At 69.7% G+C, this 24852-nt stretch carries 24 protein-coding genes and 2 tRNA genes; 14 read left to right on the top strand and 12 right to left on the bottom strand.

From position 1 onward, the window contains the following. Nucleotides 1-141 (bottom strand): GTP-binding protein (locus VM780_RS06300; protein WP_244008527.1); only part of this gene is annotated, 141 nt, incomplete at its 3' end. A gap of 265 nt (nucleotides 142-406) precedes the next feature. On the opposite strand from VM780_RS06300, the gene VM780_RS06295 reads away from it, so the two are divergent. Beyond that, nucleotides 407-482, top strand: a tRNA-Gly gene (locus tag VM780_RS06295). A gap of 44 nt (nucleotides 483-526) precedes the next feature. Here VM780_RS06295 and VM780_RS06290 read toward each other — a convergent pair. From VM780_RS06290 to VM780_RS06280, 3 genes are all read right to left on the bottom strand, one after another. Further along, nucleotides 527-715 (bottom strand): hypothetical protein, encoded by a 189-nt coding sequence (locus VM780_RS06290; protein WP_325446232.1) that lies wholly within the window; start codon nucleotides 713-715, stop codon nucleotides 527-529. Between the two features lie 9 nt (nucleotides 716-724). Next, on the bottom strand, nucleotides 725-913 hold the full coding sequence (locus VM780_RS06285; protein WP_325446230.1) for a hypothetical protein: 189 nt from the start codon (nucleotides 911-913) through the stop codon (nucleotides 725-727). A gap of 81 nt (nucleotides 914-994) precedes the next feature. Further along, the gene (locus tag VM780_RS06280; RefSeq protein ID WP_325446251.1) at nucleotides 995-1573 is read right to left on the bottom strand and encodes an HWE histidine kinase domain-containing protein; all 579 of its coding nucleotides are present in this window, start codon (nucleotides 1571-1573) and stop codon (nucleotides 995-997) included. A gap of 80 nt (nucleotides 1574-1653) precedes the next feature. On the opposite strand from VM780_RS06280, the gene VM780_RS06275 reads away from it, so the two are divergent. After that, nucleotides 1654-2007, top strand: coding sequence for a hypothetical protein (locus VM780_RS06275; protein WP_325446228.1), 354 nt, complete (start codon nucleotides 1654-1656; stop codon nucleotides 2005-2007). Here VM780_RS06275 and VM780_RS06270 read toward each other — a convergent pair. The 3 genes from VM780_RS06270 to VM780_RS06260 form a co-directional block, all read right to left on the bottom strand. After that, nucleotides 2004-2393: a response regulator gene (locus tag VM780_RS06270; protein WP_325446226.1), complete on the bottom strand. Its 390-nt coding sequence runs from the start codon at nucleotides 2391-2393 to the stop codon at nucleotides 2004-2006. The two genes, VM780_RS06275 and VM780_RS06270, sit on opposite strands and share 4 nt — an antisense overlap. After that, on the bottom strand, nucleotides 2393-3385 hold the full coding sequence (locus VM780_RS06265) for an HWE histidine kinase domain-containing protein (RefSeq protein ID WP_325446224.1): 993 nt from the start codon (nucleotides 3383-3385) through the stop codon (nucleotides 2393-2395). Before VM780_RS06265 ends, VM780_RS06270 begins: the two co-directional genes overlap by 1 nt. Before the next feature lie 267 nt (nucleotides 3386-3652). Next, nucleotides 3653-3737: transfer RNA gene (locus VM780_RS06260), tRNA-Tyr, on the bottom strand. 208 nt (nucleotides 3738-3945) lie between these two features. Here VM780_RS06260 and VM780_RS06255 point away from each other — a divergent pair. Further along, complete coding sequence (locus tag VM780_RS06255) at nucleotides 3946-4785, top strand: RNA methyltransferase (protein ID WP_325446222.1); 840 nt, start codon at nucleotides 3946-3948, stop codon at nucleotides 4783-4785. Here VM780_RS06255 and VM780_RS06250 read toward each other — a convergent pair. Next, entirely contained in the window at nucleotides 4763-5167 is a 405-nt protein-coding gene (locus tag VM780_RS06250) for a hypothetical protein (protein WP_325446220.1), read from the bottom strand. The two genes, VM780_RS06255 and VM780_RS06250, sit on opposite strands and share 23 nt — an antisense overlap. 329 nt (nucleotides 5168-5496) lie before the next feature. Between VM780_RS06250 and VM780_RS06245 the strand changes: the two genes are divergently transcribed. From VM780_RS06245 to VM780_RS06225, 5 genes are all read left to right on the top strand, one after another. Further along, nucleotides 5497-7137, top strand: coding sequence for an MFS transporter (locus VM780_RS06245; protein WP_325446218.1), 1641 nt, complete (start codon nucleotides 5497-5499; stop codon nucleotides 7135-7137). Nucleotides 7138-7435: 298 nt separating this feature from the next. Then, nucleotides 7436-7984 carry an SspB family protein gene (locus VM780_RS06240; RefSeq protein ID WP_325446217.1) on the top strand — a complete coding sequence of 183 codons (549 nt, stop codon included), beginning with the start codon at nucleotides 7436-7438 and terminating at the stop codon, nucleotides 7982-7984. Between the two features lie 92 nt (nucleotides 7985-8076). Further along, nucleotides 8077-9468: a class II fumarate hydratase gene (gene fumC, locus VM780_RS06235; RefSeq protein ID WP_325446216.1), complete on the top strand. Its 1392-nt coding sequence runs from the start codon at nucleotides 8077-8079 to the stop codon at nucleotides 9466-9468. Between the two features lie 79 nt (nucleotides 9469-9547). Then, nucleotides 9548-9742: a DUF4169 family protein gene (locus tag VM780_RS06230; protein ID WP_414652796.1), complete on the top strand. Its 195-nt coding sequence runs from the start codon at nucleotides 9548-9550 to the stop codon at nucleotides 9740-9742. A gap of 152 nt (nucleotides 9743-9894) precedes the next feature. Then, on the top strand, nucleotides 9895-10128 hold the full coding sequence (locus tag VM780_RS06225) for a ribbon-helix-helix domain-containing protein (RefSeq protein WP_325446249.1): 234 nt from the start codon (nucleotides 9895-9897) through the stop codon (nucleotides 10126-10128). A 4-nt stretch (nucleotides 10129-10132) separates the two neighbouring features. Here the strand turns inward: VM780_RS06225 and VM780_RS06220 are convergent, their stop codons facing one another. The 3 genes from VM780_RS06220 to VM780_RS06210 all read right to left on the bottom strand — a co-directional run bounded on the left by VM780_RS06220 (nucleotide 10133) and on the right by VM780_RS06210 (nucleotide 15808). Continuing rightward, nucleotides 10133-13807, bottom strand: a complete 3675-nt coding sequence (locus tag VM780_RS06220; protein ID WP_325446213.1) for an AsmA family protein — start codon at nucleotides 13805-13807, stop codon at nucleotides 10133-10135. A 77-nt stretch (nucleotides 13808-13884) separates the two neighbouring features. Then, complete coding sequence (locus VM780_RS06215; RefSeq protein ID WP_325446211.1) at nucleotides 13885-15294, bottom strand: FAD-binding oxidoreductase; 1410 nt, start codon at nucleotides 15292-15294, stop codon at nucleotides 13885-13887. A 133-nt stretch (nucleotides 15295-15427) separates the two neighbouring features. Beyond that, nucleotides 15428-15808, bottom strand: coding sequence for a DUF1236 domain-containing protein (locus tag VM780_RS06210; protein ID WP_325446209.1), 381 nt, complete (start codon nucleotides 15806-15808; stop codon nucleotides 15428-15430). Between the two features lie 171 nt (nucleotides 15809-15979). Between VM780_RS06210 and VM780_RS06205 the strand changes: the two genes are divergently transcribed. The 4 genes from VM780_RS06205 (at nucleotide 15980) to VM780_RS06190 (ending at nucleotide 21730) form a co-directional block, all read left to right on the top strand. Beyond that, on the top strand, nucleotides 15980-18340 hold the full coding sequence (locus tag VM780_RS06205; protein WP_325446207.1) for an ATP-dependent helicase: 2361 nt from the start codon (nucleotides 15980-15982) through the stop codon (nucleotides 18338-18340). A 166-nt stretch (nucleotides 18341-18506) separates the two neighbouring features. Further along, nucleotides 18507-19382 (top strand): 50S ribosomal protein L11 methyltransferase, encoded by an 876-nt coding sequence (locus VM780_RS06200; protein ID WP_325446205.1) that lies wholly within the window; start codon nucleotides 18507-18509, stop codon nucleotides 19380-19382. 135 nt (nucleotides 19383-19517) lie between these two features. Further along, complete coding sequence (locus tag VM780_RS06195) at nucleotides 19518-21338, top strand: aminopeptidase P family protein (protein ID WP_325446202.1); 1821 nt, start codon at nucleotides 19518-19520, stop codon at nucleotides 21336-21338. Nucleotides 21339-21358: 20 nt separating this feature from the next. After that, entirely contained in the window at nucleotides 21359-21730 is a 372-nt protein-coding gene (locus tag VM780_RS06190; protein ID WP_325446200.1) for a DUF423 domain-containing protein, read from the top strand. Here VM780_RS06190 and VM780_RS06185 read toward each other — a convergent pair. After that, entirely contained in the window at nucleotides 21714-23018 is a 1305-nt protein-coding gene (locus tag VM780_RS06185) for an AmpG family muropeptide MFS transporter (RefSeq protein ID WP_325446198.1), read from the bottom strand. The genes VM780_RS06190 and VM780_RS06185 overlap by 17 nt on opposite strands. A gap of 212 nt (nucleotides 23019-23230) precedes the next feature. Between VM780_RS06185 and VM780_RS06180 the strand changes: the two genes are divergently transcribed. After that, nucleotides 23231-23998, top strand: coding sequence for an ABC transporter permease subunit (locus VM780_RS06180; RefSeq protein WP_325446196.1), 768 nt, complete (start codon nucleotides 23231-23233; stop codon nucleotides 23996-23998). A 5-nt stretch (nucleotides 23999-24003) separates the two neighbouring features. Further along, a complete protein-coding gene (locus VM780_RS06175) occupies nucleotides 24004-24849 on the top strand; it encodes an ATP-binding cassette domain-containing protein (RefSeq protein ID WP_414652794.1) in 846 nt (281 codons plus the stop codon). Nucleotides 24850-24852 lie beyond the last annotated feature (3 nt).

Here is a 24852-nt window from a genome sequence, read left to right as displayed (position 1 = left end):
ATACGCCGTGAACGTCGCCCCGCCCGTCTCGGCCAGAACCTTCGTGATCGCAGCCGTCAAAGACGTCTTGCCATGGTCGACATGGCCAATCGTCCCAATGTTGCAATGCGGCTTCGTCCGCGCGAACTTTTCCTTGGCCATAGACGTATCCTGCTCGAGGTCTCGGTGCCGAGAAGCGCCGCTCCTCTAGGCAGGTTCACGCCATCGCACAAGCCCGAAAACGATCCCGGCCTGTGATGAGGCCACAAATCGCGCCCCGACGGGGGCTCGCCGCGCCGTCTTCGATCAACGCGAGAGCGGCGTCGGTCGGCGCTCTCCGCCGGTGGCCGACGCGCGTCGGCTGCGCCATTGCGGCGCGGCCCCGGCTGCTTTATCTCGTGCCCACGGCCTCCAACTGAGGCCGTTCGCGGATGTAGCTCAGTTGGTAGAGCATCAGGTTTCCACCCTGAGGGTCGCGAGTTCGAGTCTCGTCGTCCGCTCCAGTTTGAAGGGCGGGGATCGCTGGGCGATCCCCGCCCTTTTTGCGTCACTTCCGTTTGTCGTCCCGGCTATGCCGGATGTCCTCCTCGCCGCCGCCGCCCGACACCTTGCTGCGGGCTCTTCGGTCGCTGTCAGCCGGCGGCTTCTTGATCTCGAGCGGCTTCTTGGCGTTCTCGTGCGAGGCGCCGGGGCCACCCTGGCGAATGCTGTTCGGCGTCTTGGTGGATGTCGACATGCCTGATCCTCAGCGGTCCTGCTGGTAGCCCTGATGGGTGGTGTTCTGCTTGGTGGCCGCGGTCTGGCCACGCTGGTCGGGATGATCGGTCTGGTCGCCTCCGCCCGCGCCCGATGCGAGCGGGGCCCGCTTCTCGTCGCCGGTCCCCTTCGGGCTGCGGTTCGCGGGAGGAACCGGGGGCGTCGTCTTGCTGGTCATGATGTGCTCCTTCGGGGCTCCGCTGGCGCGGAGGGTCCCCGTCTGAAGTCGCGCGACCGCCAGCCGGTTCCGGCGCCGCGTTCAATCGGCCGCGACCGGAGCGACGATCCGGCACACAAGGCCCGCGGGCTCTAGGCTGTAGCTGACTTGCGCGCCAAGCTGGTGAGGCAGTCCCTCCTCGATCAACTCACGCCCGAAACCGGGCGGCCGTGGCGCGGACGTCGCCGCGTGGATCTCCCGCCAATCCACCAGCACGTCGGGGCCCGCGCGATCCCACGCGATCGCAAGACGACCGCCGTCGCGCGCCAGCGCGCCATGTTCGACGGCGTTCGCCGCGAGTTCGTGCAGCGCGAGCGCGAGCAGACGCACCGCGCCCGGCCGCAGCGCGACCGTCGGTCCCGTCAGCGACACGCGTCCGTCCTCCTCCAGCCGCCAGCTCCGCAGCTCGCCGCGGACCAGTTGATCGAGCGCCGGAGAGGGCTCGCCGTCCTGTCCAGGCAGCAGGCTTTCGGCGCGGCCGAGCGCTTCGAGGCGGCGGCTGAACCTGCGGCGGTGATCCTCGACCGACTCGTCCGGACGCGACGCCGCGGCCAGCGCCCGGACGACCGCCAGAAGATTCAGCGTCCGATGACGGGCGCTTTCCCGCTCCTCGGGGAACATGCCGGCCAACTCAGCCTTCCTCACCGGCGCAACGTGACGCAGCCGTCTGCAGCGCGGCGCCCGGCAGGATGATTGGGACGATGAGCGATCTGAGGCAAAGACCGGCGACGGGACCCGAACGGCTGCGTGACGCCATCGACAGCGGGCGGACCGGCGACAAGGCGCCGTTCACCGACCCCGCGGCGGCGCCGCTCGGAGCGGACGCAGAGGCCGGCGGCGCGCCCCCGACAGCGGAGCAGATCGACACGGCTCTGGCGGCGGAGACGCAGGGCAGCCAAGGCGCCCGCGTCAGCGCGCCCGGTCTCTCTGACGAACGGCCGCGCGACCAGCACGCGATCAAACGACCGCGCCATGCGCCGCGCATGGCCGGCGTTCTGATCCTCGTCATTCTGGCCTTCGCAGCGGCGTTCGCCATCGGCCTTGCGCTCCGCTAGCGCGGCGAAGCGTCCGCCCTCAGGCGCAGCACCGCCTGCTCGAGATCGACGCGTGACAACGGCTTGTCCAGCCGCGGGACGCCGCGGTGCGCGTCCGGGATCGCGAAATCGTCGTAGCCGCTCGCGAACGCGAACGGCACGCCGCGGCCCAACAGTTCCTCGGCGAGCTCGAAAACGGGCTTACCATCGAGATTGATGTCGAGCAGCGCGAAGTCAGGCGTCTGGGACGCCAGCAGCTCACGCGCCTCCTCGACGCTTCGGAACGGACCCAAGGCTTCGCCGCCGAGCGCGATCACCATACGCCGCATGTCCGTTGCGATGAGGAACTGGTCTTCCACGATCAGGACCTTCCAGCCGGCGAGTGGCAAGCCTGCGGCGAACGTCATCACTCCATGTCTCCCTCGCCGGAATCCAGCGGGAGCTGGATGATCGCCCGCAGCCCTGCTGCGCCGAACTCCAGCGAGGTCGCGGCGCCCAGCTCATAGGGCAATCCCTGCTCGATCAGTTCCCGGCCAAATCCGCTGCGCGCCGGAGAGCCGTCCGGGAAGGAGACGCCCTGCTCCCGCCATTCCATCGACAACAGACGGCCCGCAGGCGAGGGAATGACGCGCCATGAGACCTCCAGCCGCCCGCCCTCGACCGCGAGCGCGCCATGCTTCAGCGCATTGGTGGCGAGTTCGTGCGTGGCGAGCGCGAGCGCTTCCGCCGCCCGGTGGCGCAGTTTCACCTCCGGGCCGCTGACCTTCACGTGCTCGCCCAGGGTGGCTCCAACCGCGGCGAGTTCGTCCCGCACCAATTCGCCAAGCTCGAGGGAAATCTCGCCGGAGCGCGTGAGCACGTTCTGCGTGCGGGCGAGCGTCGCCAGGCGGCCGTCGAATCCCTGCTCAAATTCCTGGAGGGTCGGGCTCATCTCGATGGTTCTCCTCGCAAGCGACCTCACCACCGCAAGAATGTTGCGGACGCGATGCTGAAGCTCCGAAAGCAGAAGTTTCTGGCGCTCCTCGGCGTTCCGATGCTCGGTCCGGTCGTAGAGGATTTTCAGATAGCCCCGGGCGCCGTAACGCAGCGGGAACATCATTCCCGACCCCCACAGCCGCGTTCCGTCCTTGCGGACATGCCATCGATCGTCGATGGCGCGGCCCTTGGCGTCAGCCGTTCCCGCCTCCCGCGCGGGCGCTCCGTTCGTCCGATCCTCGTCAGTGAAGATGATGTCGGCGGGACGGCCGAGCACTTCCTCCTCCCGCCACTGGAAGATCTTCTGAGCGCCGGCGTTCCATTCCGTGATCCGGCGGTCGGCGTCGGCCGCGATGATCGCGAATTCGGTCGAGCTTTCGAGAATCAGCTTGTAGCGCGCAGCGGTCGCTCGCAGATCGAGCAATGCCGTCCGATCTTCATCTTCCCCCATGCTGGTCGAATCCTCGCCATCATCTGCCGGCGCGCGCGCACCCGATGTCGAAAGCCGCCACTGGCGTTGGAGTCAGCGCGCCGGAAACGTTGCTTCGACCTGCCCTTGGGAGCGAAGCCCTGGAAAGGTCGTTTCGTTCCCATGCGTCGGCGATCGCCGAAACCAAACGCGCTCCCGGCCAGGAGCCAGGCGGAGCGATAATCGAGGGATTCAGCAGGATCGGGTGGGGAAGGGAGGCGATGGTGGAGGGGGTTGGATTCGAACCAACGTAGGCTAAGCCAACGGATTTACAGTCCGTCCCCTTTAACCACTCGGGCACCCCTCCACGCTCGCGTCGGCGCGGCGAACCGGGCCGAAGCGGAAGGCCGTGGCGTCGCCGCCGCCGTCCTTCGCGGCCGGTGCTTTAGGGGTCGCCCTGCCCCGGTGTCAACCGGAAAACCCCCGCGGCGCGGGTTGGCGGCCGCGTTGCCACGGCGCCGGCGCCGTGACAGAACGCCGATCGTCCTCTCCGCCGTACCCCCGGACCATCGACGATGCGCCCGCCCCGTTCGCCGCGCCCAGCCGGGACCGGCTCTCCGCCCTGGAAGAAGCGTTCCGAGCACCGCGGCCGCGACGCGCCGCGCGGATTCCCGCGCGACCATGAAGGGCCCGTGGTCATCTACGGCTATCACAGCGTCGCCGAGGCGCTCGCCAACCCGCGCCGCAAGCCGATCCGTCTGCTGGCGACTGAGAACGCTCTGTCGAGACTGTCGGAGGCGGGGCTGCTCGGCCGCGTCGAGCCGGAGATCGTGCGGCCCGGGGCGATCGACCGCCTGTTGACGCCCGACGCGGTTCACCAGGGCCTTTATCTCGAGGCCGAGGCGCTCGAGGGCCCGACGCTCGAAACCATCCCGCGGGACGGGCTCGTGCTGGTGCTCGACCAGATCACCGACCCGCACAATGTCGGCGCGATCGTGCGGACCGCCGCCGCCTTCGCGGTCGATGCGATCGTGACGACCGCCCGGCACAGCCCGGAGGCCACCGGCGTGCTCGCGAAGTCCGCGAGCGGCGGCCTGGAGCATGCGCCGCTCGTGCTGGTGCAGAATCTCGCCCGCGCGCTGCAGGCGCTCGGCGACAGGGGCTTTCTGAGGATCGGGCTCGATTCGGAAGGCGACGCCAGCTTCGACGAGGCGACCATCGGCGCCGGGGGCGTCGCGCTCGTGCTGGGCGCAGAAGGCAAAGGGCTGCGCCAGCTGACGCGCGAGACCTGCGACAGGCTGGCCCGGCTTGACGCGCCAGGCGCGATCAAGAGCCTCAACGTCTCCAACGCTGCGGCGATCGCGCTTTACGTCGCACGCCGCGCCAAGCCGCTCAGCGCGGCGGGAACTGATTGATCCTGGTCGCGGCGTCCGTGCGCACGGTCGGACCGCTCGGCACGATCGCTACGCCCGGCCTCGGATAGTCCCGCCGCACGCGTCCTATCGCGTCATAGGTGTCGGGCCGGCCCGGCACGTCGAGCCGCCGGCCGGAACGATCGAAGCGCGGCTGCGGAGCCGGTCCGGCGAGCGGGCGCTGCGGCGTCCGCCGAAGCTCCGGCGAGCTTCGCCCCCGCCGCCAGTCGCGATCAGGTTTTCCGGCCGGACGCGTGATCGCGCCCCCGCGCTGGTCAGCCGGCTCCGCAATGATCGTTCCCGGCCGGTACTCGGCGCGCGCGACGGACGCCGCAACCAGCGCGCACAAAGAAAAACTTAACAGCAGCTTAAACGAAGGTCGCATTCACCGGCCCGTCGACGACTCGTCGCCACACTGTTTATCTAGGTGGTGCGGAGGTCTGCGCCAGAGCTCGAGGGGATTTGGAGCGACGGTCAGATCCGCGACGCCTGCCCTAAGCCGGCTCGCCAGGGAGAAACCGATGCGGGGGCGCCGCATCCACCTGAGAGGCCTGCTGGGCAGGCCAGCTGACCCCAATCAAGAACAACGCCGTCCGAAGGACGGCTCACGGTCGTCGTCGCGCCCGCGTCCGCGCGGCGATAGTCCCTAACGCCGAGGTGAACAGGCCTATGTCCGTCGCAAGCACGACTGTAGCGCCCCATAGGGCGCGGCCGATGACGCGGGAGGAGAAGAAGGTCATCTTCGCCTCGTCGCTCGGCACCGTCTTCGAGTGGTACGATTTCTATCTCTACGGTTCGCTCGCCGTGATCATCGGCGCGCAGTTCTTCAGCCAGTACCCTGAATCGACGCGCGGCATCTTCGCGCTGCTCGCCTTCGCGGCGGGCTTCCTGGTGCGCCCGTTCGGCGCTCTGGTGTTCGGCCGCCTCGGCGACCTGGTGGGCCGCAAATACACCTTCCTGGTCACCATCCTGATCATGGGCCTGTCGACCTTCGTGGTCGGCATCCTGCCCAACGCGGCGACGATCGGCTTCGCCGCTCCGGTCATCCTGATCGCGCTCCGACTGCTGCAGGGCCTGGCGCTCGGCGGCGAATATGGCGGCGCGGCGACCTATGTGGCCGAGCACGCTCCGGTCGGCCGGCGCGGGTTCTACACCTCGTGGATCCAGACGACCGCGACGCTTGGCCTGTTCCTGTCGCTGCTCGTGATCCTGTTCACCCGCGGCATGGTCGGCGAGGACGCCTTCAAGGACTGGGGCTGGCGCATCCCCTTCCTGATCTCGGTCGTGCTGCTCGGCATCTCGGTGTGGATCCGGCTGACGCTGAACGAGTCCCCGGCCTTCCAGAAGATGAAGGAAGAAGGCACGCGCTCGAAGGCGCCGCTGTCGGAGTCGTTCGGCCAGTGGCGCAACGCCAAGATCGCGCTGATCGCGCTGCTGGGCCTCACCGCCGGGCAGGGCGTGGTCTGGTACACGGGCCAGTTCTACGCGCTGTTCTTCCTGCAATCGATCCTGAAGGTCGACGCTTTCACGTCCAACCTCCTGATCGCCTGGTCGCTGCTGCTCGGCACCGGCTTCTTCGTCGTGTTCGGCGCGCTCTCCGACAAGATCGGCCGCAAGCCGATCATCCTCGGCGGCTGCCTGATCGCGGCGGTTTGCTACTTCCCGATCTTCCACCAGATCACGGCGCTCGGGAATCCGGCTCTCAACCGCGCGATCGAGACCGTGAAGGTCGCGGTCATCGCCGATCCGGCGGAATGCGGCGATCTGTTCAACCCGGTCGGAACGCGCAAATACACCAACGCCTGCGACCAGGCGCGTGACTTCCTGTCGAAGTCTTCGGTGAAATACACCACCGAGGCGGGTCCGGCGGGCGAGACCAAGGTGCGCGTGAACGATCAGGAGATTCCGTTCGTCGGCGGCGCCGGCGCGGCGGACTCCAGCAAGGCGACGCTCGCCGCCCTCCAGGCGGCCGGCTACCCGAAGGCCGGCGACCCCGGCATCGCGAAGATGGCGCACGTGTTCGACATCTTCCGGGCCCAGACCGGCGGCATCGTGCTGCTGCTGTTCGTGCTCGTGCTGTTCGTGACGATGGTCTACGGACCAATCGCGGCGGCTCTGGTGGAGATGTTCCCGACGCGCATCCGGTACACGTCCATGTCGCTGCCGTATCACATCGGCAACGGCTGGTTCGGCGGGCTGCTGCCGGCGACGGCCTTCGCAATGGTGGCCGCGACCGGCGACATCTACTACGGCCTCTGGTACCCGATCGTGTTCGCGCTGATGACCGTCGTCGTCGGGATCTTCTTCGTGCCCGAGACGAAGGACCGCGACCTCGAGACCTACGAGCACGCCTGAGCCTTCGCCGCCTTCCGGCGGCGAGACCAACGCCCGTTCGCAGCCCGGCTCATCGCCGGGCTGCGTCCGTTTCGGCAGGCTCGCCTGCGATCCGACGCCGAAGCGCAGCGCGCGATTTGACGTCGAAGGGAACCGTCGCCCCGAGCGTCGGACTTCAAATCCGCATCGCGCCAGGCGGCCCCGGCGGGCCCGTCTTCCGGCTTCTTTTTTTTGCCAGCGGCGGCCGCTTTGCGCGATTTGGGCTCGCGACGAGCGGTCGCGATGTTTTCCACGCTCCGAATCCTACTATGTACCGGGTATGACGACGACGCCGCCGACCCCGCCCGTCCAGGACTTCATCCGCTACGACCTGCTCACGCAGAAGGCGTTGCGCAGCGTTGTGCATGACGTCCTCGCCCGCGTTTCCCGCGAGGGCGCGCCGGGCGACCATCATTTCTACATCTCGTTCCGCACCACCGATCCCGAGGTCAGGCTTTCGCAGCGCCTGCGCGCCGAATATCCGGCCGAGATGACGATCGTGCTCCAGCATCAGTTCTGGGACCTGAACGTGCGTGAGGACGGCTTCGAGGTCGGCCTGTCGTTCCGCAACATTCCCGAGAAGCTGAGCGTGCCGTTCGCGGCGGTCACGGGCTTCTTCGATCCCTCGGTGCAGTTCGGGCTCAAGTTCGACAATCCCGACGCGCCTGAGGCGGCGGACAGCGGGTCCGAAGACGCTGAAGCCGTCGTCGAGCCGCTCCGGCAGCCGGAGCCGGCCGCGACGGAGGAAGACGGTTCCGAAGCGCCGCGCGGCCCGGCCCCCGACGGCGGCGCTGAGGTCGTGAGCCTCGACAAATTCCGGAAGAAGTAAACGCGCCGCAAGGCGGCGTGACGCGCCCAAACCCCGCGTGCTAGGCACGCGTCGCGCAAACTGAAGCGCGACGCCGAGCCCGGGGGCCTCCGATGACAGCGACCCGCACCGAGACCGACTCCTTCGGTCCGCTCGAGGTGCCTTCCGACAAGTACTGGGGCGCGCAGACGCAGCGCTCGCTTCAGAACTTCAAGATCGGCGGCGAGACCATGCCGAAGCCGCTGATCCGGGCGCTTGGGGTCATCAAGCGCGCCGCAGCGCTCTCGAATCGCGATCTCGGCGGGCTGGACCCGCGAATGGCGGAGGCGATCTCGGCCGCCGCCAAGGAAGTCATCGACGGCAAGTTCGACGACCATTTCCCGCTGGTGGTCTGGCAGACCGGCTCTGGCACGCAATCCAACATGAACGCGAACGAGGTGATCTCGAATCGCGCAATCGAGCTCCTCGGCGGCGCGCTTGGCTCGAAGACGCCGGTTCATCCGAACGACCACGTCAACATGAGCCAGTCGTCCAACGACACCTTCCCGACCGCGATGCACATTGCGGCTGCGGAGGAGATCGAGCGCCGGCTGCTGCCCGCCCTCGCTCATCTGGCGGACGCCCTCGAGGCGAAGTCGCAGGCGTTCGAGCACATCATCAAGATCGGGCGCACGCACACCCAGGACGCGACCCCGCTGACGCTCGGCCAGGAATTCTCCGGCTACGTCGCCCAGGTCCGGCTCGGCGCCGAGCGGATCCGCGAGACGCTCAAGCACCTCTACCCGCTGGCGCAGGGCGGCACCGCGGTCGGCACCGGCATCAACGCCAAGGTCGGCTTTGCGGAAGCGTTCGCGGCCCGCGTCGCGGAGATCACCGGACTGCCTTTCGTGACGGCCGCGAACAAGTTCGAGGCGCTCGCCTCGCACGACGCCTACGTGCACGCGCACGGCGCGTTGAACGCGCTTGCGGCGGGCCTGTTCAAGATCGCCAACGACATCCGGCTGCTCGGCTCAGGGCCGCGCTCCGGTCTCGGCGAACTGAAGCTGCCGGAGAACGAGCCGGGCTCCTCGATCATGCCCGGTAAGGTGAACCCGACGCAGTGCGAGGCGCTGACAATGGTCTGCGCGCAGGTGTTCGGGAACCACACCACGATCACGTTCAGCGGCAGCCAGGGCCACTTCGAGCTGAACGTCTACAAGCCCGTGATGGCGTTCTGCATGTTGCAGTCGATCCGGATCCTCGCCGACGCGGCGGTCAGCTTCACGGACAATTGCGTGGTCGGCATCGAGGCCGACGAGGAGCGGATCGCCGATCTGATGCGCCGCTCGCTGATGCTGGTGACGGCGCTCGCGCCGACGATCGGCTATGACAAGGCCACCACGGTCGCAAAGACCGCGCACAAGAACGGCACGACTCTCCGCGAGGAAGCGGTTCGTCTCGGCTTCGTCAGCGGGGAGGAGTTTGACCGGATCGTACGGCCGGAGGCCATGATCCGGCCCGGCTGAATCGGCTTAAACTCCCCTGATCACAGTTCTGTTCCCATCGCCCTCGATTTTTACGCCGCGGGCGTGTAAGAGGATGAGCGTGGCAGAGATCATCAATCTGCGGCGCGCCCGGAAACATCGGGCGCGTGCGGCGTCTCAAAAATTGGCTGCGGAGAACCGGGCCAGATTCGGCGCGCCAAAGCAGGAAACGGATCTCGAGATCGCCCGCCGCACATTGGCTGACAGGCGGCTCGAGGATCATCGTCGCGAAAACGGGGGCGACGCGGATTCATGACTGAACCTGGCATCGAAATTCAGATCGCTGATCCTTCGGGAGAAGCGGAAGGCCAGCTGCGGGCGGTTCCCACCCAGGGGCCCGAAGGCGTAATCGTTCAGGAGATCCTGGACGACTCGACGCCCGCGCCCGGCGCGGAATCAAATCCGGACATCGTCAAGCGCTCGATCGTCGTGGCGGGCCACAAGACCAGCGTCAGCCTTGAGGACGCTTTCTGGCACGCCCTGAAGGACATCGCGCGCGAGCGCGCTCAGTCGCTGCGCAGCCTGGTGGCGGAGATCGACGCGCGACGCAGCGGCGGCAACCTGTCGTCGGCCGTGCGCCTGTTCGTGCTCGATCATTACCGCCGTCGCGCCGGCGCAGCGGCAAGCGTAGCGGGCGTCTGACGCTCTACTGCGCCAGCGGGCTGATGATCATCGGCGGCAGAACCGGCGACGGCGCGCCAGACGCGTCGTCCTGAGACGCCCGCCCCGGTCGCCGGCCTCCAGGCGCTCCAGCTCCGCCTGAGGCGCCGCGCTCCCCGCGAAACGCCGGGGAGGTCAGATCGAGCGGCGCGGCGGGAGCGACTGCGGCCGGCGGCGGCACGGCCTCGATCAGTGACCGCGCCTGCTCCTCCTGCCGCTTGCGCTCGGCTTCGGCCCGCGCCGCCTCCTCCGCCTTGCGCGCCTCCTCTGCCTTGCGCGCCTCTTCGGCCTTTCGCTCCTGCTCGGCGCGCTCGCGCGCGATGCGGGCGCGCTCCCGGATGTCGGCCTCCATCGCCTCGATGCGCTTGGTCTCGCGCTCGACCGCACGAACCGAGAGCCAGCTCGTGAAGGAGGTGGCGTCGAGCCGCCGCTTCGGCGCCGCCAAGGGACCCTCGAAGGAGACGCCGATCTGCGGCGCGTCCGGTCGGTCCGGCGCGAGGGTCAGATCGGCGTCGAGGATCAGACGCGAGAGGTCCAGCACCGCTCCGCCGCCGAGCCGCGCCGCTCCCTCGCTCGATGGCGCGCCGCTGCGCAGCACGCCCCCCGAGATGGTGAACGGCGCCGACAGCCGCCGCAGCGCGAGATCGCCGCGGCCGAGCGGCGCCTCCAGCGCAGCCGCGACCTTCGGCCCCTGCAGCGGAAGCCCCGCCTCGACCTGAGGCTCGATCAGATCGATCGCCGCCGGGTCGAGCCTGCGGATCGCGCCGTCCCTGAGGGCGGCCGAGCCGGCGCCGGCGAGCGACCCCACGACGCCGGCCAGCGAGCGGCCGGTCCCCTGCGCGTCGAGCTTCAAGTCGACAGCGCCAAGGAGCGGCGAGTCGGAGGCGGGCAAGCCGAGCAGTCTCTCCGCCGCGGCGCCCGACAGCGAAGCCGCCACCGTCGCCGTCGCGTCGCCTCCCGTGCGGCTCACCCCCAGCGAGCCGGTCAGCCGGCCGCCGTCGAGATCGGCCGAATAATTCTCAACCGTCATCGAACTCGGTCGCAGGACCACCGCGAAACGGGCGCCGGTCGCGACCTGGCCGGCCGTCAGGGGCGTCGCGGCGGCAGCGACTTCCAGGCGTCCGCCGAGCCCTTGGATGGGCGCGGCGCCGAAGGCTGCGGTCGGCCATGGCGAGGGCCGCGCGGCGGGCGCTCGCCCCAGCGCTTCCGGCGACAGCGCCAATCCGGCAAGCTCCGCCAAGCCGATGCGATCGATCTTGACCTCGCCGTCAAAGCCTCCGGCGGCATCGAACGGAACCCTCAAGCGGCCGGACACGGACCGTCCGGCGACCTCGCCACCGATTTCGTCCAGCCGGGCCTGCTCCCCGCCGACGGCCACTTTCGCCCTCAGCCGCGCGGGAAGCCGCGGCGAGCTCCCGGGCGTCAGCCGCGCCAGCGCCTCGCCGGGAACCGCAAGATCGGGGGACGTGACCGTGACGTCGGCCGAGGCGCTGACGCCGGTCTCGGGCGCAAAGCCGAGAGCGCCGCGTCCGGCGACCTCGAGCCCCAGAGCGGAGACGCGCCCCTCTCCGCTCATGGAGCGCGCCGGCGCTCCGGTGAGCTTCACCGCGATCTCGCCTCCGGGCGCCGCGGCGAGCGGAGAGGTCCAGACGCCGAGCAGCGCCGCCAGCCGGCGGCCGTCTTCTGACGCGATCCTGAGGTCAAGGTCGGCCTCGGAGTCGAGCGACAGTTCGGATGACGTCACCGTGACGTCGAGCGCGCCGCCGGCGGCCTGCCCGGTCGCGACGAGACGGCGCGCCTCTCCGGCCGACTCGACGCCGATGTCGAGCTTCAGCGGCGCCAGCGCCTCGGCGCGTCGCTCGATGAACGCGAGAGCGGCCGGCGGGGCTCCGGCGCGGCCGGCGAGCCTCAGCAGAGGCGCGAGCTTGCGGGCGGACAGCTTGAAGTCGAGCCTGCCCGCCGCGTCGGCGCCGAGCTTGCCGGCGCCGGAAAGCGCGGCCCCCTCGGCGTCGTCCACCGCCAGCCGGTTGAGCTCGATCCCGTCCGCGCCGAACAGCCCCTCGATCGCGACGCCCGTCATGGCGACGCCGCCGAACACGAGCGCCTTCGCGTTCAACGACAGCGCGACGTCCAGCGGCCCGCCGGCGAGCAGGCCGCTCGTGAACCGTTCGGCCCCGAGCGCGTCGAGATCGAGCCGATCGGAGACGAGCTCCGCCTCCAGACGAGACCGTGCGCCCTCCTCGCCGGAGGTCCACGCAAGACGTCCGGATGACACTGCGCCATCGATCGAGAGACTGGCGTTCTGCAGCTGGACCGCGTCCAGCCGGGCGTTCACGTCGCCCTTCAGCGCGATTTTCTCACCCAGATTTGTCCCGGCCTCTTCCGAGCCCGAGATCCAGCGCCGAAACGAGGGAAAGTCGTCGGAGGCGAACTCGACCCGACCCGCAAATCCAGGCCCGCCCTCGCCGAACGCGACGGCTCCGGAGGCCTGCAGGGTCGCGGCCCCAGGCAATTCGGCCGAGGCCGACTCAATTCGCCAAGCGCCGTCTTCCGCCCGCAGGGTCGCCCGCAGATCGTGCGCGACGTCGCCGCCCAGCACCACGCCGCGGACGCCGACCGTCAGCCGTCCGGCGATGGCGGGACGCGTGGCGGCGGCGAAGCGTGGAGCGACCGCCGCCAGGGTTTCGCCGGGGCCGCGCGCGGGCGCGCCGGCCATCCGGTCGAAATCGATCTGCCGCGACTCGAGCGCGACGTCGAACCGGGGCTGCGCGCCGAGCGCCACGGTTCCGCGGCCGCCGAACCGCAGCGAGCGCTCGTCGGGCCCATAGGCGACGTCGAGATCCTGGAACGCGACCGCGTCCGGCGCCGCCTTGATCTGAGCCGAGAGGCTCCACGGCTCGTCGTCGGCGTCGCCCGGCTGCGGCTCCTTCTTCGCCGCCGCTGGCCGGGCGAAGCTCGCCCTGCCCTCAAAGACCGGCCGGGCGCCCGCGAAGGACAGCGCGCCGTCGAGGTCGAGCGTCTCCGGTCTTCCGCGCGGGGCCAGATTGAGCTTGAGGCGCACCTGGTCCGCTGCATCGGCCCGGCCGGTGGACAGCCGGATCGCGGCCGATCGGCCGAAGGCGCGGCCTGCGCCATCGAAGCGGTAGGGTCCCCTCAGCGAGCCGGCCTCGGCGACGCCGCTCAGCCGGTCGACCAGCAGGTCGCCGCCCGGAGACTTCACCGCCACGGCGCCGTCGATGATCTCTGCCCGGTCAAAGGAGATCCGCTCCGCCTCGGCCCGGCCGCGCGCGGCGGAGAATGGCGCGTCGACCGCGCCGTCCGGCCGCACCGCGATCTCCAGCCGCGGATGGACGATTTTGACCCGTTCGGCGCGGAACTCGCCCCGCAGCAGCGGGGCGATCGCGAACTCGATCTCGACCTCGGCGACGCTGAGGCGTCCCGCCCCTTCGCCGGCCGTCAGGTCGCGAAAGCGGACATAGGGGCTCGGCAGCAGCCGCGCGTCGACCGCGCCCGAGACCCGCACGGGCGCACCCACGAGCGCGCTCGCCTGCGCGGCGAACTCGTCGCGGTAGACGCTCCAGTTGATGAACCAGGGACCGATCAGGGCGGCGAGCAGCGCCAGCACGAGCGCGAGCCCAAGCCCGGTGAGCGTATTGTTCACGACGTCGGGTCCGCCCGATCCGTTCGGCGACTGTCCGGCCGCCCTCCCGAGAGACTCACTATACGGTCAGGCCCCTCTCACGGAATCACGATCTTACCGGGATTCATGATGTTTTGCGGGTCCAGCGCACGTTTGATCGCGCGCATCGCGGCCATCGCGCCGGCGCCGTGTTCCGCCTCGAGGTGCTTCATCTTGGCCTGACCGACGCCGTGCTCGCCGGAACAGGCGCCGCCCATCGCGATCGCGCATTCGACCAGCCGGCCGACAAAGGCCTCGCAGGCGGCGACCTCCGCTGGGTTCGCCATGTCGATCAGCGGGAGGCAATGGAAGTTGCCGTCGCCGACATGGCCGACGATCGGCGCGACAAGCCCTGAGGCGGCGATGTCCGCCTGGGTCTCGGTCACGCAGTCCGCGAGCCGCGAGATCGGCACGCAGACGTCGGTCGACATCGGACGCGCGCCGGGCCGCATCGCGCCCGCGGCCCAGAAGGCGTCGTGCCGCGCCTGCCAGAGCCGGCTGCGCTCCTCGGCGCGGGTCGCCCAGTCGAACGGCCCGCCGCCGAGATCGGCCGCGATCTCGCCGAAGCGCGCCGACTGTTCCGCCACGCCGGCCGCGCTGCCGTGGAACTCCAGGAACAGCGTGGGGACCTCCGCAAGTCCGAGCCTGGAATAGGCGTTGCAGGCGCGGATCTGCAGGGCGTCCAGCAGCTCGATGCGCGCCACAGGAATCCCGCTCTGGATCGTCGCGGTGGCGGCGGCGCATGCGTCCGCGACGCTCCGGAACGGGCAGATTCCTGCAGCGATCGCCTCCGGCGTCCCATGCAGCCGCAGAGTAAGCTCGGTGATGATCCCGAGCGTGCCTTCGGAGCCGACGAGAAGGCGCGTCAGATCATATCCGGACGAGGACTTCTTCGCCCGGCCCCCCGTCCGGATGATCTCGCCCGAAGCCAGCACGGCCGTCAGGCCCAGCACGTTGTCCCGCATCGTGCCGTAGCGCACCGCATTGGTGCCGGAAGCGCGGGTCGCCGCCATGCCCCCCAGCGAGGCGTCGGCGCCGGGATCGATCGGAAAGAAAAGGCCCTGGTCGCGCAGATGGTCGTTCAGACGCTTGCGCGTGACGCCCGGCTGCACGACCGCGTCGAGATCTTCCGCGTGGACGGAGACGATCTCGACCATGCGCTCGGTCGAGACGCACACGCCGCCGAACGGCGCGTTGACATGTCCCTCGAGCGAGGTTCCGGTTCCGAAAGCCACGACCGGAACATCGTGCTCCGCGCAGAGCTGCACGATCTCCGCGACCTCAGCGGCGTTTCCGGGAAACACCACGCAGTCCGCAGGCTCATTGGCGATCCACGTCAGCGTATGGGCGTGCTGTTCCCGGACGGCGGCTGCCGTCGAGAAGCGTCCGCCAAAACGCAGGGCCAGCCTCTCCAGCACGCTCTGCAGCGCGCCCGCGGGCGGCTTCTCTCTGGCGGCGGCGCGCGCCATTCCGATCTCTCCAGCGTCGACGACAGCCGCCGACGCCGTCTTCCTAGCAGATTCCGGCGCAGGGCCGGCGCATGTGAAAACGCCCTGCGCCGCGAGGCGCAGGGCGTTCAGGATCCGAGCCGAAACCGTCAGCTCATTCGACGACTTCGACCACCTTGCGGTGGCTGTCGACGATGTAGCGCCGGTCGTTCACGACCGTGTAGCTGTAGTCGCTGTCGGGCACCTGGTAGACCTCGACGTCCTCAGGGAGCGCCTTGCCGACGACGACTTCGCCTTCGTAGCGCACCGAGGGCCGCTGCTCGTGCACGACATATTCCTTGACCTTGGGAGGCGCGATCGCGGTGCCGATCACGCCGCCGGCTACGGCCCCGGCGGCCGCGCCGACCGGCCCGCCGAGCACTGCGCCGGTCGCTGCCCCGCCGGCTGCGCCGGAGGCGGTTCCTTCCTGAGCGACCGCTGCGACCGGAGCCGCAAGACTGAGAGCAAGAGCAAACGCAAGAGTGTTGGAACGCATGAGGGTATCCTCCTGTGGTCCGCCCACCCCTCAAACGGCGTACGTCAAATTACGTTCCGAGCGCTGAATCGGTCCGCGTCTCGAAATCACCGCCTCGCGGCGCCATGTTGCGGAAGCTGGCGCGCGCGATTCGTCCGCAGCGTCGCCTCTCATCTCCTTCGGAGCTTTTGTTTGCCCGAGCAGTCCGCCGACCGTCCTTCCGGCGATTACGAAGCCCCGCGGCCCGGCGGCATCGCCGCGCGGGCGGCCGCCGGCTTGCGCGCCGCCGCGCCGGACTACCTCGCGGGCCTCAACCCGGAGCAGCGCGAGGCGGTCGAGACGCTCGACGGGCCGCTGCTGGTGCTTGCCGGCGCCGGCACGGGCAAGACGCGCGTGCTGACCACCCGCATCGCCCACATCCTCGCGCTCGGCCGCGCCCGGCCGTTCGAGATTCTCGCCGTCACCTTCACCAACAAGGCCGCCCGCGAGATGCGGGAGCGCGTCGGCAGGCTGCTTGGACAGGCGGCCGAGGGCATGCAGTGGCTCGGCACGTTCCATTCGATCGGCACGCGCATCCTGCGCCGCCACGCTGAACTCGCCGGCCTGCAGTCGAACTTCACCATCCTCGACACCGACGACCAGATCCGGCTCATCAAGCAGGTGCTCGCGGCCGAGAACATCGACGACAAGCGCTGGCCCGCGCGTCAGCTCGCCTTCGCGATCGACGGCTGGAAGAACCGCGCGCTCGGCCCCAAGGACGTGCCGGCCGGCGAGGCGCAGGCGTTCGCGGCGGGGCGCGGAGCGGAACTCTACGGCATCTATCAGGCGCGGCTGAAACAGCTCAACGCGACGGATTTCGGCGACCTGCTGCTCGAACCGATCCGGATTTTCCGCGAGCACCCGGACGTGCTGGAGCAGTACCACCGCCGCTTCCGCTACATGCTCGTCGACGAGTACCAGGACACCAACGTCGCGCAGTATCTGTGGCTCAGGCTGCTCGCGCAGGGCTCGAAGAACCTCGCCTGCGTGGGCGACGACGACCAGTCGATCTATGGCTGGCGCGGCGCCGAGGTCGAAAACATCCTGCGCTTCGAGCGTGACTTTCCAGGCGCGAAGGTCGTGCGGCTCGAGCGCAACTACCGCTCCACCGGCCATATCCTGAACGCCGCCTCGCATCTCATCGCCAGGAACGAGGGGCGGCTCGGCAAGACGCTCCGGCCGCAAACCGAGCTTGGCGAGAAGGTGACGGTCGCGGGCTCCTGGGATTCCGGCGAGGAGGCGCGCGCGATCGGCGATGAGATCGAGGCGCTGCAGTCGAAGGGCCACAAGCTCGACGAGATGGCGATCCTGGTCCGCGCCTCCTTCCAGATGCGCGAGTTCGAAGAGCGCTTCATCACGCTCGGCCTGCCCTACCGGGTCATCGGCGGCCCGCGCTTCTACGAGCGCGCTGAGGTGCGCGACGCGATGGCCTATCTGCGGGTGATCGCGAGCCCCGCGGACGCGCTCGCCTTCGAGCGGATCGTCAACGTGCCGAAGCGCGGTTTGGGCGACGCCACGCTGAAGCTGATCAACGAGCGCGCCCGCGCCGACGAGGTGACGCTGCCGGAGGCGGCGCGCCGGCTGTGCGACGCCGGCGAGCTGAAGGGCAAGGCGCGCGCGGCGCTGAAGGACCTGGTCCTGTCCTTCGACCGCTGGTCGGGGCTGGTCGACAAGACGCCGCACACCGAGCTCGCCGAGATGGTGCTGGAGGAGTCCGGCTACACCGACATGTGGGCCAAGGACCGCACCGCGGAGGCGCAGGGGCGGCTCGAGAACCTGAAGGAGCTCGTGCGCTCGATGGAGCCGTTCGAGAACCTGCGCGGTTTTCTGGAGCACGTCTCGCTGGTGATGGACGCCGACCGCGGGCCCGGCGAGGACGCCGTCACCATCATGACGCTGCACGCCGCCAAGGGGCTCGAATTCGACACCGTGTTCCTGCCTGGCTGGGAGGAAGGCCTGTTCCCCCATCAGCGCTCGCTCGACGAGAACGGCCGCGCCGGGCTCGAGGAGGAGCGACGGCTCGCTTATGTGGGCCTCACCCGCGCGCGCCGCCGCGCCAAGCTCTGGTTCGCCTCGAACCGCCGCGTGCACGGCATGTGGCAGTCGTCGATCCCCTCGCGCTTCCTCGACGAGCTGCCGGAAGCGGATGTCGATGTGGTGGAGGCGCCGGCGACCTTCGGCGGCGGCATGGGCGGCTCCTATGGGCCGAGCCGGTTCGACAACGCGCAGCCCTTCGCCTCGACCTACGCGACGCCCGGCTGGCGGCGCGCGCAGGAGCGCGGCGCAGCCGCCTTCCCCGGCCCCGGCGCGCGGCGCGGCGGCCCGATGACGATCGAAGGCGAGCTCGTCGCCTCATCGAGCGCGAAGTCCGCCGGGTTCTCGCGCGGCGCGCGCGTGTTCCACCAGAAGTTCGGCAACGGCACCGTGGTCGAGGTCGACGGCAACAAGCTCACCGTCTCGTTCGACAAGGCCGGCGAAAAGCGCGTGCTGGACGGCTTCGTGAAGGCCGCGTGAGAACAGGCCGTCATCCCGGACGGCCGCAGGCCGATCCGGGATCGTCATCGATGTCGAGAGCTCGATCCTGCAAACGATCCCGGCGCTCGCTGACGCTCGGCCGGGATGACGCGGTGGGTCCTAGGGTTTAAGGCTCCGCCTCCCGCGCAAGCTCCGGAACGCCTCCGTGACCCAGACCCCCATGATCCGCCTCTCGCTCGACGAGGCCACCGCAAAGCGCGTCGCCAACATGCTCGACGACGCGTTCCCGTTCGGCGAAGTCTCGGTCTCGGCGTTCGAGACCGGAAAGGACGCCTGGAACGTCGAGGTTTACGGGTCGCCGGAGCTGTCGAGCGCCGAGCTCGCCCAGGCGATGCGCGAGGCCTTGGGACCGGAGAGCGCCGGCCTGCGCGTCGAGGAAGGCGCCATCGACGAGGCCGACTGGGTGGCGAAGAGCCTCGCGGGGCTCAACCCCGTGCCGGCCGGGCGCTTCGTGGTCCACGGCTCCCACGACCGCGACAAGATTCCGGCCGACGTCATCGGCATCGAGATCGAGGCCGCGCTTGCTTTCGGCACCGGCCACCACGGCACCACGCGCGGCTGTCTGCTGGCGATCGACGAGCTGCTGACGGAGCGCCGCTTCGAGCGCGTGCTCGATCTCGGCGCCGGCACCGGCGTGCTCGCGATCGCGATCGCGCTCGCCCAGAGATCCCCGGTGCTTGCGACCGACATCGATGAGGTCTCGGCGCAGATCGCGCAGGAGAACGCGCAAGCCAACGGCGCGGGTGCGTTCGTCGAGAGCGTCCACGCGACCGGCTTCGACCATCCCGTGTTCGCCGAGCGCGGGCCGTTCGACCTGATCGTCGCCAACATTCTGGCTGGCCCGCTGGTCGAACTCGCAGGCGACGTCGAGCGCCATCTGGCGGCGGACGGGCGCGTGGTGCTCTCGGGCCTGATGAACCCGGAGGAGGACCGGGTGCGCGGCGCTTATGAGGCCAAGGGCCTCAAGCTCGTATCGGCGAGGCAGCTGGAAGGCTGGTCGACGCTGGTGCTGGGCCGCTAGCGCCGGGCCTCGCGCGACCCCTCGTCATGGCCCGGCTTGACCGGACCATCCATCTCAGGCGTAGAGGTCAACCTCCACGATGCTCCTCCGGTCACGCTGGAGGATAACGGCGGAGCTAACCGCGCGAGATCGTTCATGTTCGAAGCCATTTTTCAGACCTTCGACGAGACGGCCGATCCCTCTCAGGGCGCGCCGCGGCTGGCGGCGCTTCGGGCTGCGCTGAAGGCGAAGAACCTCGACGGCTTCCTGCTGCCCCGGGCGGACGAACACCAGAACGAGTATCTGCCGCCCTCCGCGGAGCGCCTGGCGTGGCTGACCGGCTTCACAGGCTCTTTCGGCTTCGTGATCGTTTTGCCTGAAAAGGCTGCGCTTTTCGTCGATGGACGCTACACGGTGCAGGCCCGCTCGCAGGTCGACCAGACGGCGTTTGTGATCGTCAATGTGGTGGAGCTCCCGCCCTCGGAGTGGCTGAAGCAGAACGCCGTCCGCGGCCAGCGCGTCGGCTACGATCCGCGGCTCCACACTGTTGACGGCTTCGAGCGTTTCGAGGCGGCGGCGAAAGCGGCCGAGATCGAGCTGATCGCGGTTGCGGACAATCCTGTCGACGCGCTCTGGACCGACCGCCCGGCGCCGCCGCTCGCCCCCGTCGTGCTGCACGACGAGACGCTCGCGGGCGAGAGCGCCCAAGCGAAGATCGCGCGGGTTCAGGCCGAGCTCGCCCGCGCAAAGGCGGACGCGCTTCTGGTCACCGACGCGCACTGCCTTGCCTGGCTGTTCAACATCCGAGGCGGCGACGTCGCGCACACGCCGCTGCCGCTCGGCTTTGCAATCGTGCCGAGGGACGGCCGGCCCAGCCTTTTCCTCGATCACCGCAAGCTTTCGAACGCGGTGCGGGCGGCGCTGTCGGACGCCGCCGATCTCTCAGAGCCGCACGATCTCGACAGCGCGCTTCGCGGACTTGGCGCCCAGCGCAAAACGGTGCGGCTCGATCCGTCGGGTTCGGCAGTGGCTTACGCCCGCGCGCTGGAGGCCGCCGGTGCGACCGTCCAGCGTGGCCCTGATTCGATCGCGAAGCTGAAGGCGGTGAAGAACGCCGCCGAGATCGCCGGCGCCCGCGCCGCGCATCTGCGCGACGCCGCAGCCCTGTGCCGCTTCCTGTGCTGGCTCGACCGTGAGGCGCCGACGGGAACGATCGACGAGATCGGCGCGGCTGAGGCCCTCGAGACCTTCCGGCGCGAGACCGGGAAGCTCAGGGACGTCTCGTTCCCCTCGATCTCGGCCGCCGGCCCGAACGCCGCCTTGCCGCATTATCGCGTGACGCGCGCCACCAACCGGAAGCTCACGCCCGGCTTCTACCTGATCGATTCCGGCGCGCAGTATGAGGACGGCACCACCGACGTCACCCGGACTGTGGTGATCGCGGCCGCGACCGAAGAGATGAAGGACCGCTTCACGCGCGTCCTTCGCGGCCACATCGCGATCTCGACCGCGGTCTTCCCCAAGGGCGTCAGCGGCGCACAGATCGACGCTTTCGCGCGCCGGCCGCTATGGGAGGCGGGGCTCGACTTCGACCACGGCACGGGCCACGGCGTCGGCTCGTATCTCTCGGTCCACGAGGGGCCGCAGCGCATCTCGAAACTGGGGACCGTCCCGCTCGAGCCGGGCATGATCCTGTCCAACGAGCCAGGCTATTACAGGGAAGGCCATTACGGCATCCGCACCGAGACGCTGGTGCTGGTGGAGAAGCGCGCGATCCCCGGCGCGGAGCGCGAGATGTACGGCTTCGAGACCCTGACGCTCGCCCCGATCGACCGCCGCGCGATCGAGCCGGCGCTGCTGACGACGGGCGAGCGCGCCTGGCTCGACGGCTACCACGCCCGGGTGCTCGCCGAGGTCGGACCGCTGGTCGACGGCGAGACGCGCGCGTGGCTGGAAGCCGCCTGCGCGCCGCTGTGACGCCCAACTGGATGACGCCGATGTCCCGCTCCGCCCTGCTCCTCCTCGCCCTCGCCGGACTCTACGGCGCGGCCGGCGTCGCCGGCGCGGCGGCCGGCGCGCACATGACCGGCGACCCGCGGCTCGGCACGGCCTCGACCTTCCTGATGCTCAACGCAGCCGCGATGCCGGGAGTGGTCGCAGCCTCCGCGGCGCTCGGGCGGCTGGGGCTGCTGCCCGCCGCTGGCCTCGCGCTCGGCGCGCTGCTGTTCTCCGGCGACCTGATGATCCGTGTCGCCTATGGGACGAGCCCGCTGCCGATGGCCGCGCCGACAGGCGGCGTTATCCTCATATTGAGCTGGGTCGCTTTCATGGCGCTCGCGATCGCGGCTGCGCTCAGACGGCGGGGCTAGGCTCGACGCCTTCTGTCTGCGCCGGCTTCGGCTCCCGGATCGCCAGGACCAGCAGCAGCGCCGGGAGTCCGGACACGAAAGTCAGCGCGAAATAGACCGGGAAGCCCGCAGCGCTGGCGACGAAGCCGGAGCCGCCCGCCAGCAGGTGGCCGGGCAGCGCGTAGATCGAGCTCAGCACGGCGTAGCGGGTGGCGGAGAATTCCGAGGCGGCGAGCTTCGACATGAACGCGATCAGCGCGGTGCCGGCGATCGCTGAGGCGACATTGTCGAAGCTGATCGTGGCGGCGAGCATCGTCACGCTGTGCCCGGTCACGGCGAGCGCGCTGTAGAACAGGTTCGTCGCCGCGGACGCCACGATGCCAATGATCAGCACCGTGCGCAGCGAAAGCCGGGTCAGCAGGAAGCCGCCCACAAAGGCGCCAAAGATCCCGAGAACGACCCCGAACACCTTGGTGACGTTGGCGATCTCGATATTGGTGAAGCCGAGGTCCTTGTAGAGCGGCGAGGACATGACGTTGGCGAGCTGGTCCGGCACGCGGTAGAGCCCGATCAAGGCGAGCGTGGTCAGCGGCGTCGCCGCAACCAGCGCCACGAGATCTTTTAGCGGAGCGGCGAGCGCCAGGCCTTTGGCGGCGGGGTCGCGCGGCTCGGCGTCTCTCGGGGTGCGTGGGATGAGGGTCGCGGTCACGATCGCGGTCAGCGCCATGATCCCCGCCATCGCCGCATAGGCGCCGACCCAGTCGAGGCCTTCCGCGAGATAGAGCGCGCCTGCGCCCGCGGTGAGCATCGCGAGCCGATATCCCAGCTGGTAGGCGGCGACGAGCAGCCCCTGCTCCTCCGTCGGCGCCAGTTCGACGCGCCACCCGTCGACCGCCGCGTCCTGCGACGCCGAGGCGATGGCGGTCGCGAAGCACGCTGCGGCCGCGAGCGGCAGGTTGGCCGCGGGATCGCCGAACGCCATGGCGGCGAGGCCGGCGGTGACGCCGAGCTGGGCGAACAGAATCCACGCCCGCCGGCGGCCGAAGATCCGCCCGAGCGGACCGAGCGCGTAAGCGTCCATCACCGGCGCGATCAGGAACTTCAGGCTGTAGGCGATGCTCGCCCAGGACAGCAGCCCGATCACCTGCAGGCTGACGCCCGCCTCCCGCATCCAGAACGCGAAGGTGCCGCCGACCAGCAGCAACGGCAGCCCGGACGCATAGCCGAGCACGCCGCTGGCGAGCCGTTTGGCGAGCATCGGGCGCAACGTCACAGGCGCGGCGGCCGGAATCTGCGTGGGTTCGGACACAGCGGCTCCTGAAGCCAAAGCGATCGCTTCTGCACCCGAGTGGTGGCGGATTCGGCCCGGCTTAGCCAGCCGCGGCCCATCCCGCACCCGCCGACGTCATTAGTTGACTATTTCTATAGACTGTGTCGATATTCCTGAACTTCGTCGCTTCGCCGCGGCTCGGCTCGACCCCCGCGGCGGGCGGCGAAGACCAGACTCTTCCTGGAGGCTCCATGAGGTTCGACGGAAAGGCCCTGCTGGCCTTCATCATCCCCGCGGCCCTGCTGCTGAGCTGGCAGGCGCTCTCAAGCCTCGGCGAGATTCCTGAGTCCGTGTTGCCGGCTCCGACCGCTGTGGCGGCTGCCGGATGGCGGCTCGCCTGGACCGGCGAGCTTTGGAGCAACGTCACGATCAGCGCCTGGCGCGCGGTGATCGGCCTGGTCATCGGCGGCGGCGTCGGCTTCGCCTTCGGCCTCGCCAACGGCCTGTCGCGGCTCTCGGAGCGGCTGACCGACCCCACCCTGCAGATGATCCGGACCATCCCGCACCTCGCGATGATCCCGCTCGTCATCCTGTGGTTCGGCATCGACGAGACCGCCAAGATCTTCCTGGTCGCGCTCGGCGTGTTCTTCCCCGTCTACCTGAACACGCTGCACGGCATCCGCACGGTCGACGCGCAGCTTGTCGAGATGGGCCGCGCCTACGGCATGTCGGCCTGGGAGTTGTTCGCGCGCGTCGTGCTGCCGGGCGCCCTGCCGTCGATCTTCGTCGGCCTGCGCTACGCGCTTGGCATCATGTGGCTGACGCTGATCGTGGCGGAGACGATCTCGGCCTCCACCGGGCTCGGCTACATGGCCATGAATGCCCGCGAATTCATGATGGTCGACGTCGTCGTGCTGTCGATCCTCATCTACGCGGCGCTCGGCAAGCTCGCGGACTCGCTCGCCAGGCTGCTCGAGCGCGCGACGCTCTCCTGGCACCCCGCTTACCTTCCCGCCTGAGGCGAATGATGACAGCAAACGATCCCGCCGCGGGCTTCGAGCCGACGCGCCTCGCGCTCACGGCGCCTCGACCGGCCCCCCTGGAAGCCGCCGCGATCGATCTGCGCGGGTTGAGCCGCAGCTTCGGCGACAAGCAGGTGCTGCGGCACGTCGACCTGCATGTGCCGGCCGGTCAGTTCCTCGCGATCGTCGGCCGCAGCGGCTGCGGCAAGAGCACGCTGCTGCGCATCCTGCTCGGCCTCGACGCGCCGACCTCCGGCGCCGTGGCGGTCGGCGACGGCCGCGCCGGATCGAGCCGGATCATGTTCCAGGAGCCGCGCCTGCTTCCCTGGGCGCGCGTGCTGGACAATGTCCGGGTGGGCGCGCCGCGAGGCGGCGGCAAGGCGGCCGGGCGCGCGGCCGCGCAGGCGGCGCTCGAACAGGTCGGTCTTGGCGACCGGGCCGGCGAGTGGCCCTCGGTGCTTTCCGGCGGCCAGAAGCAGCGCGTGGCGCTCGCCCGCGCGCTGGTCAGCCGGCCGGCGTTGCTGGCGCTCGACGAGCCGCTCGGCGCGCTCGACGCGCTGACGCGGATCGAGATGCAGAACCTGCTCGAAAGCGTCTGGCGGCGCCAGCGTTTCACCGCCGTCCTGGTCACGCATGACGTCTCGGAGGCGCTCGCGCTCGCCGACCGCGTCATTCTGATCGAGGAGGGCCGGCTGGCGCTTGACCTGGCCGTCTCGCTTCCCCGCCCGCGGCGCAGAGGGTCGCTCGAGATGGCGCGGCTCGAGGGCGAGATCCTCGATCGCCTGTTCGGCAAGCCGGCGCCCGTCGAGCGGGTCGCGGCGGGCGCGCCGCAGGAGGCGGTCGCGTGAGCC

The organism is Hansschlegelia sp., from assembly GCF_035538955.1.
Taxonomy (GTDB): domain Bacteria; phylum Pseudomonadota; class Alphaproteobacteria; order Rhizobiales; family Methylopilaceae; genus Methylopila.
The sequence above is the reverse complement of the archived record's forward strand: the minus strand, read 5'-3'. Positions and strand labels throughout refer to the sequence as shown.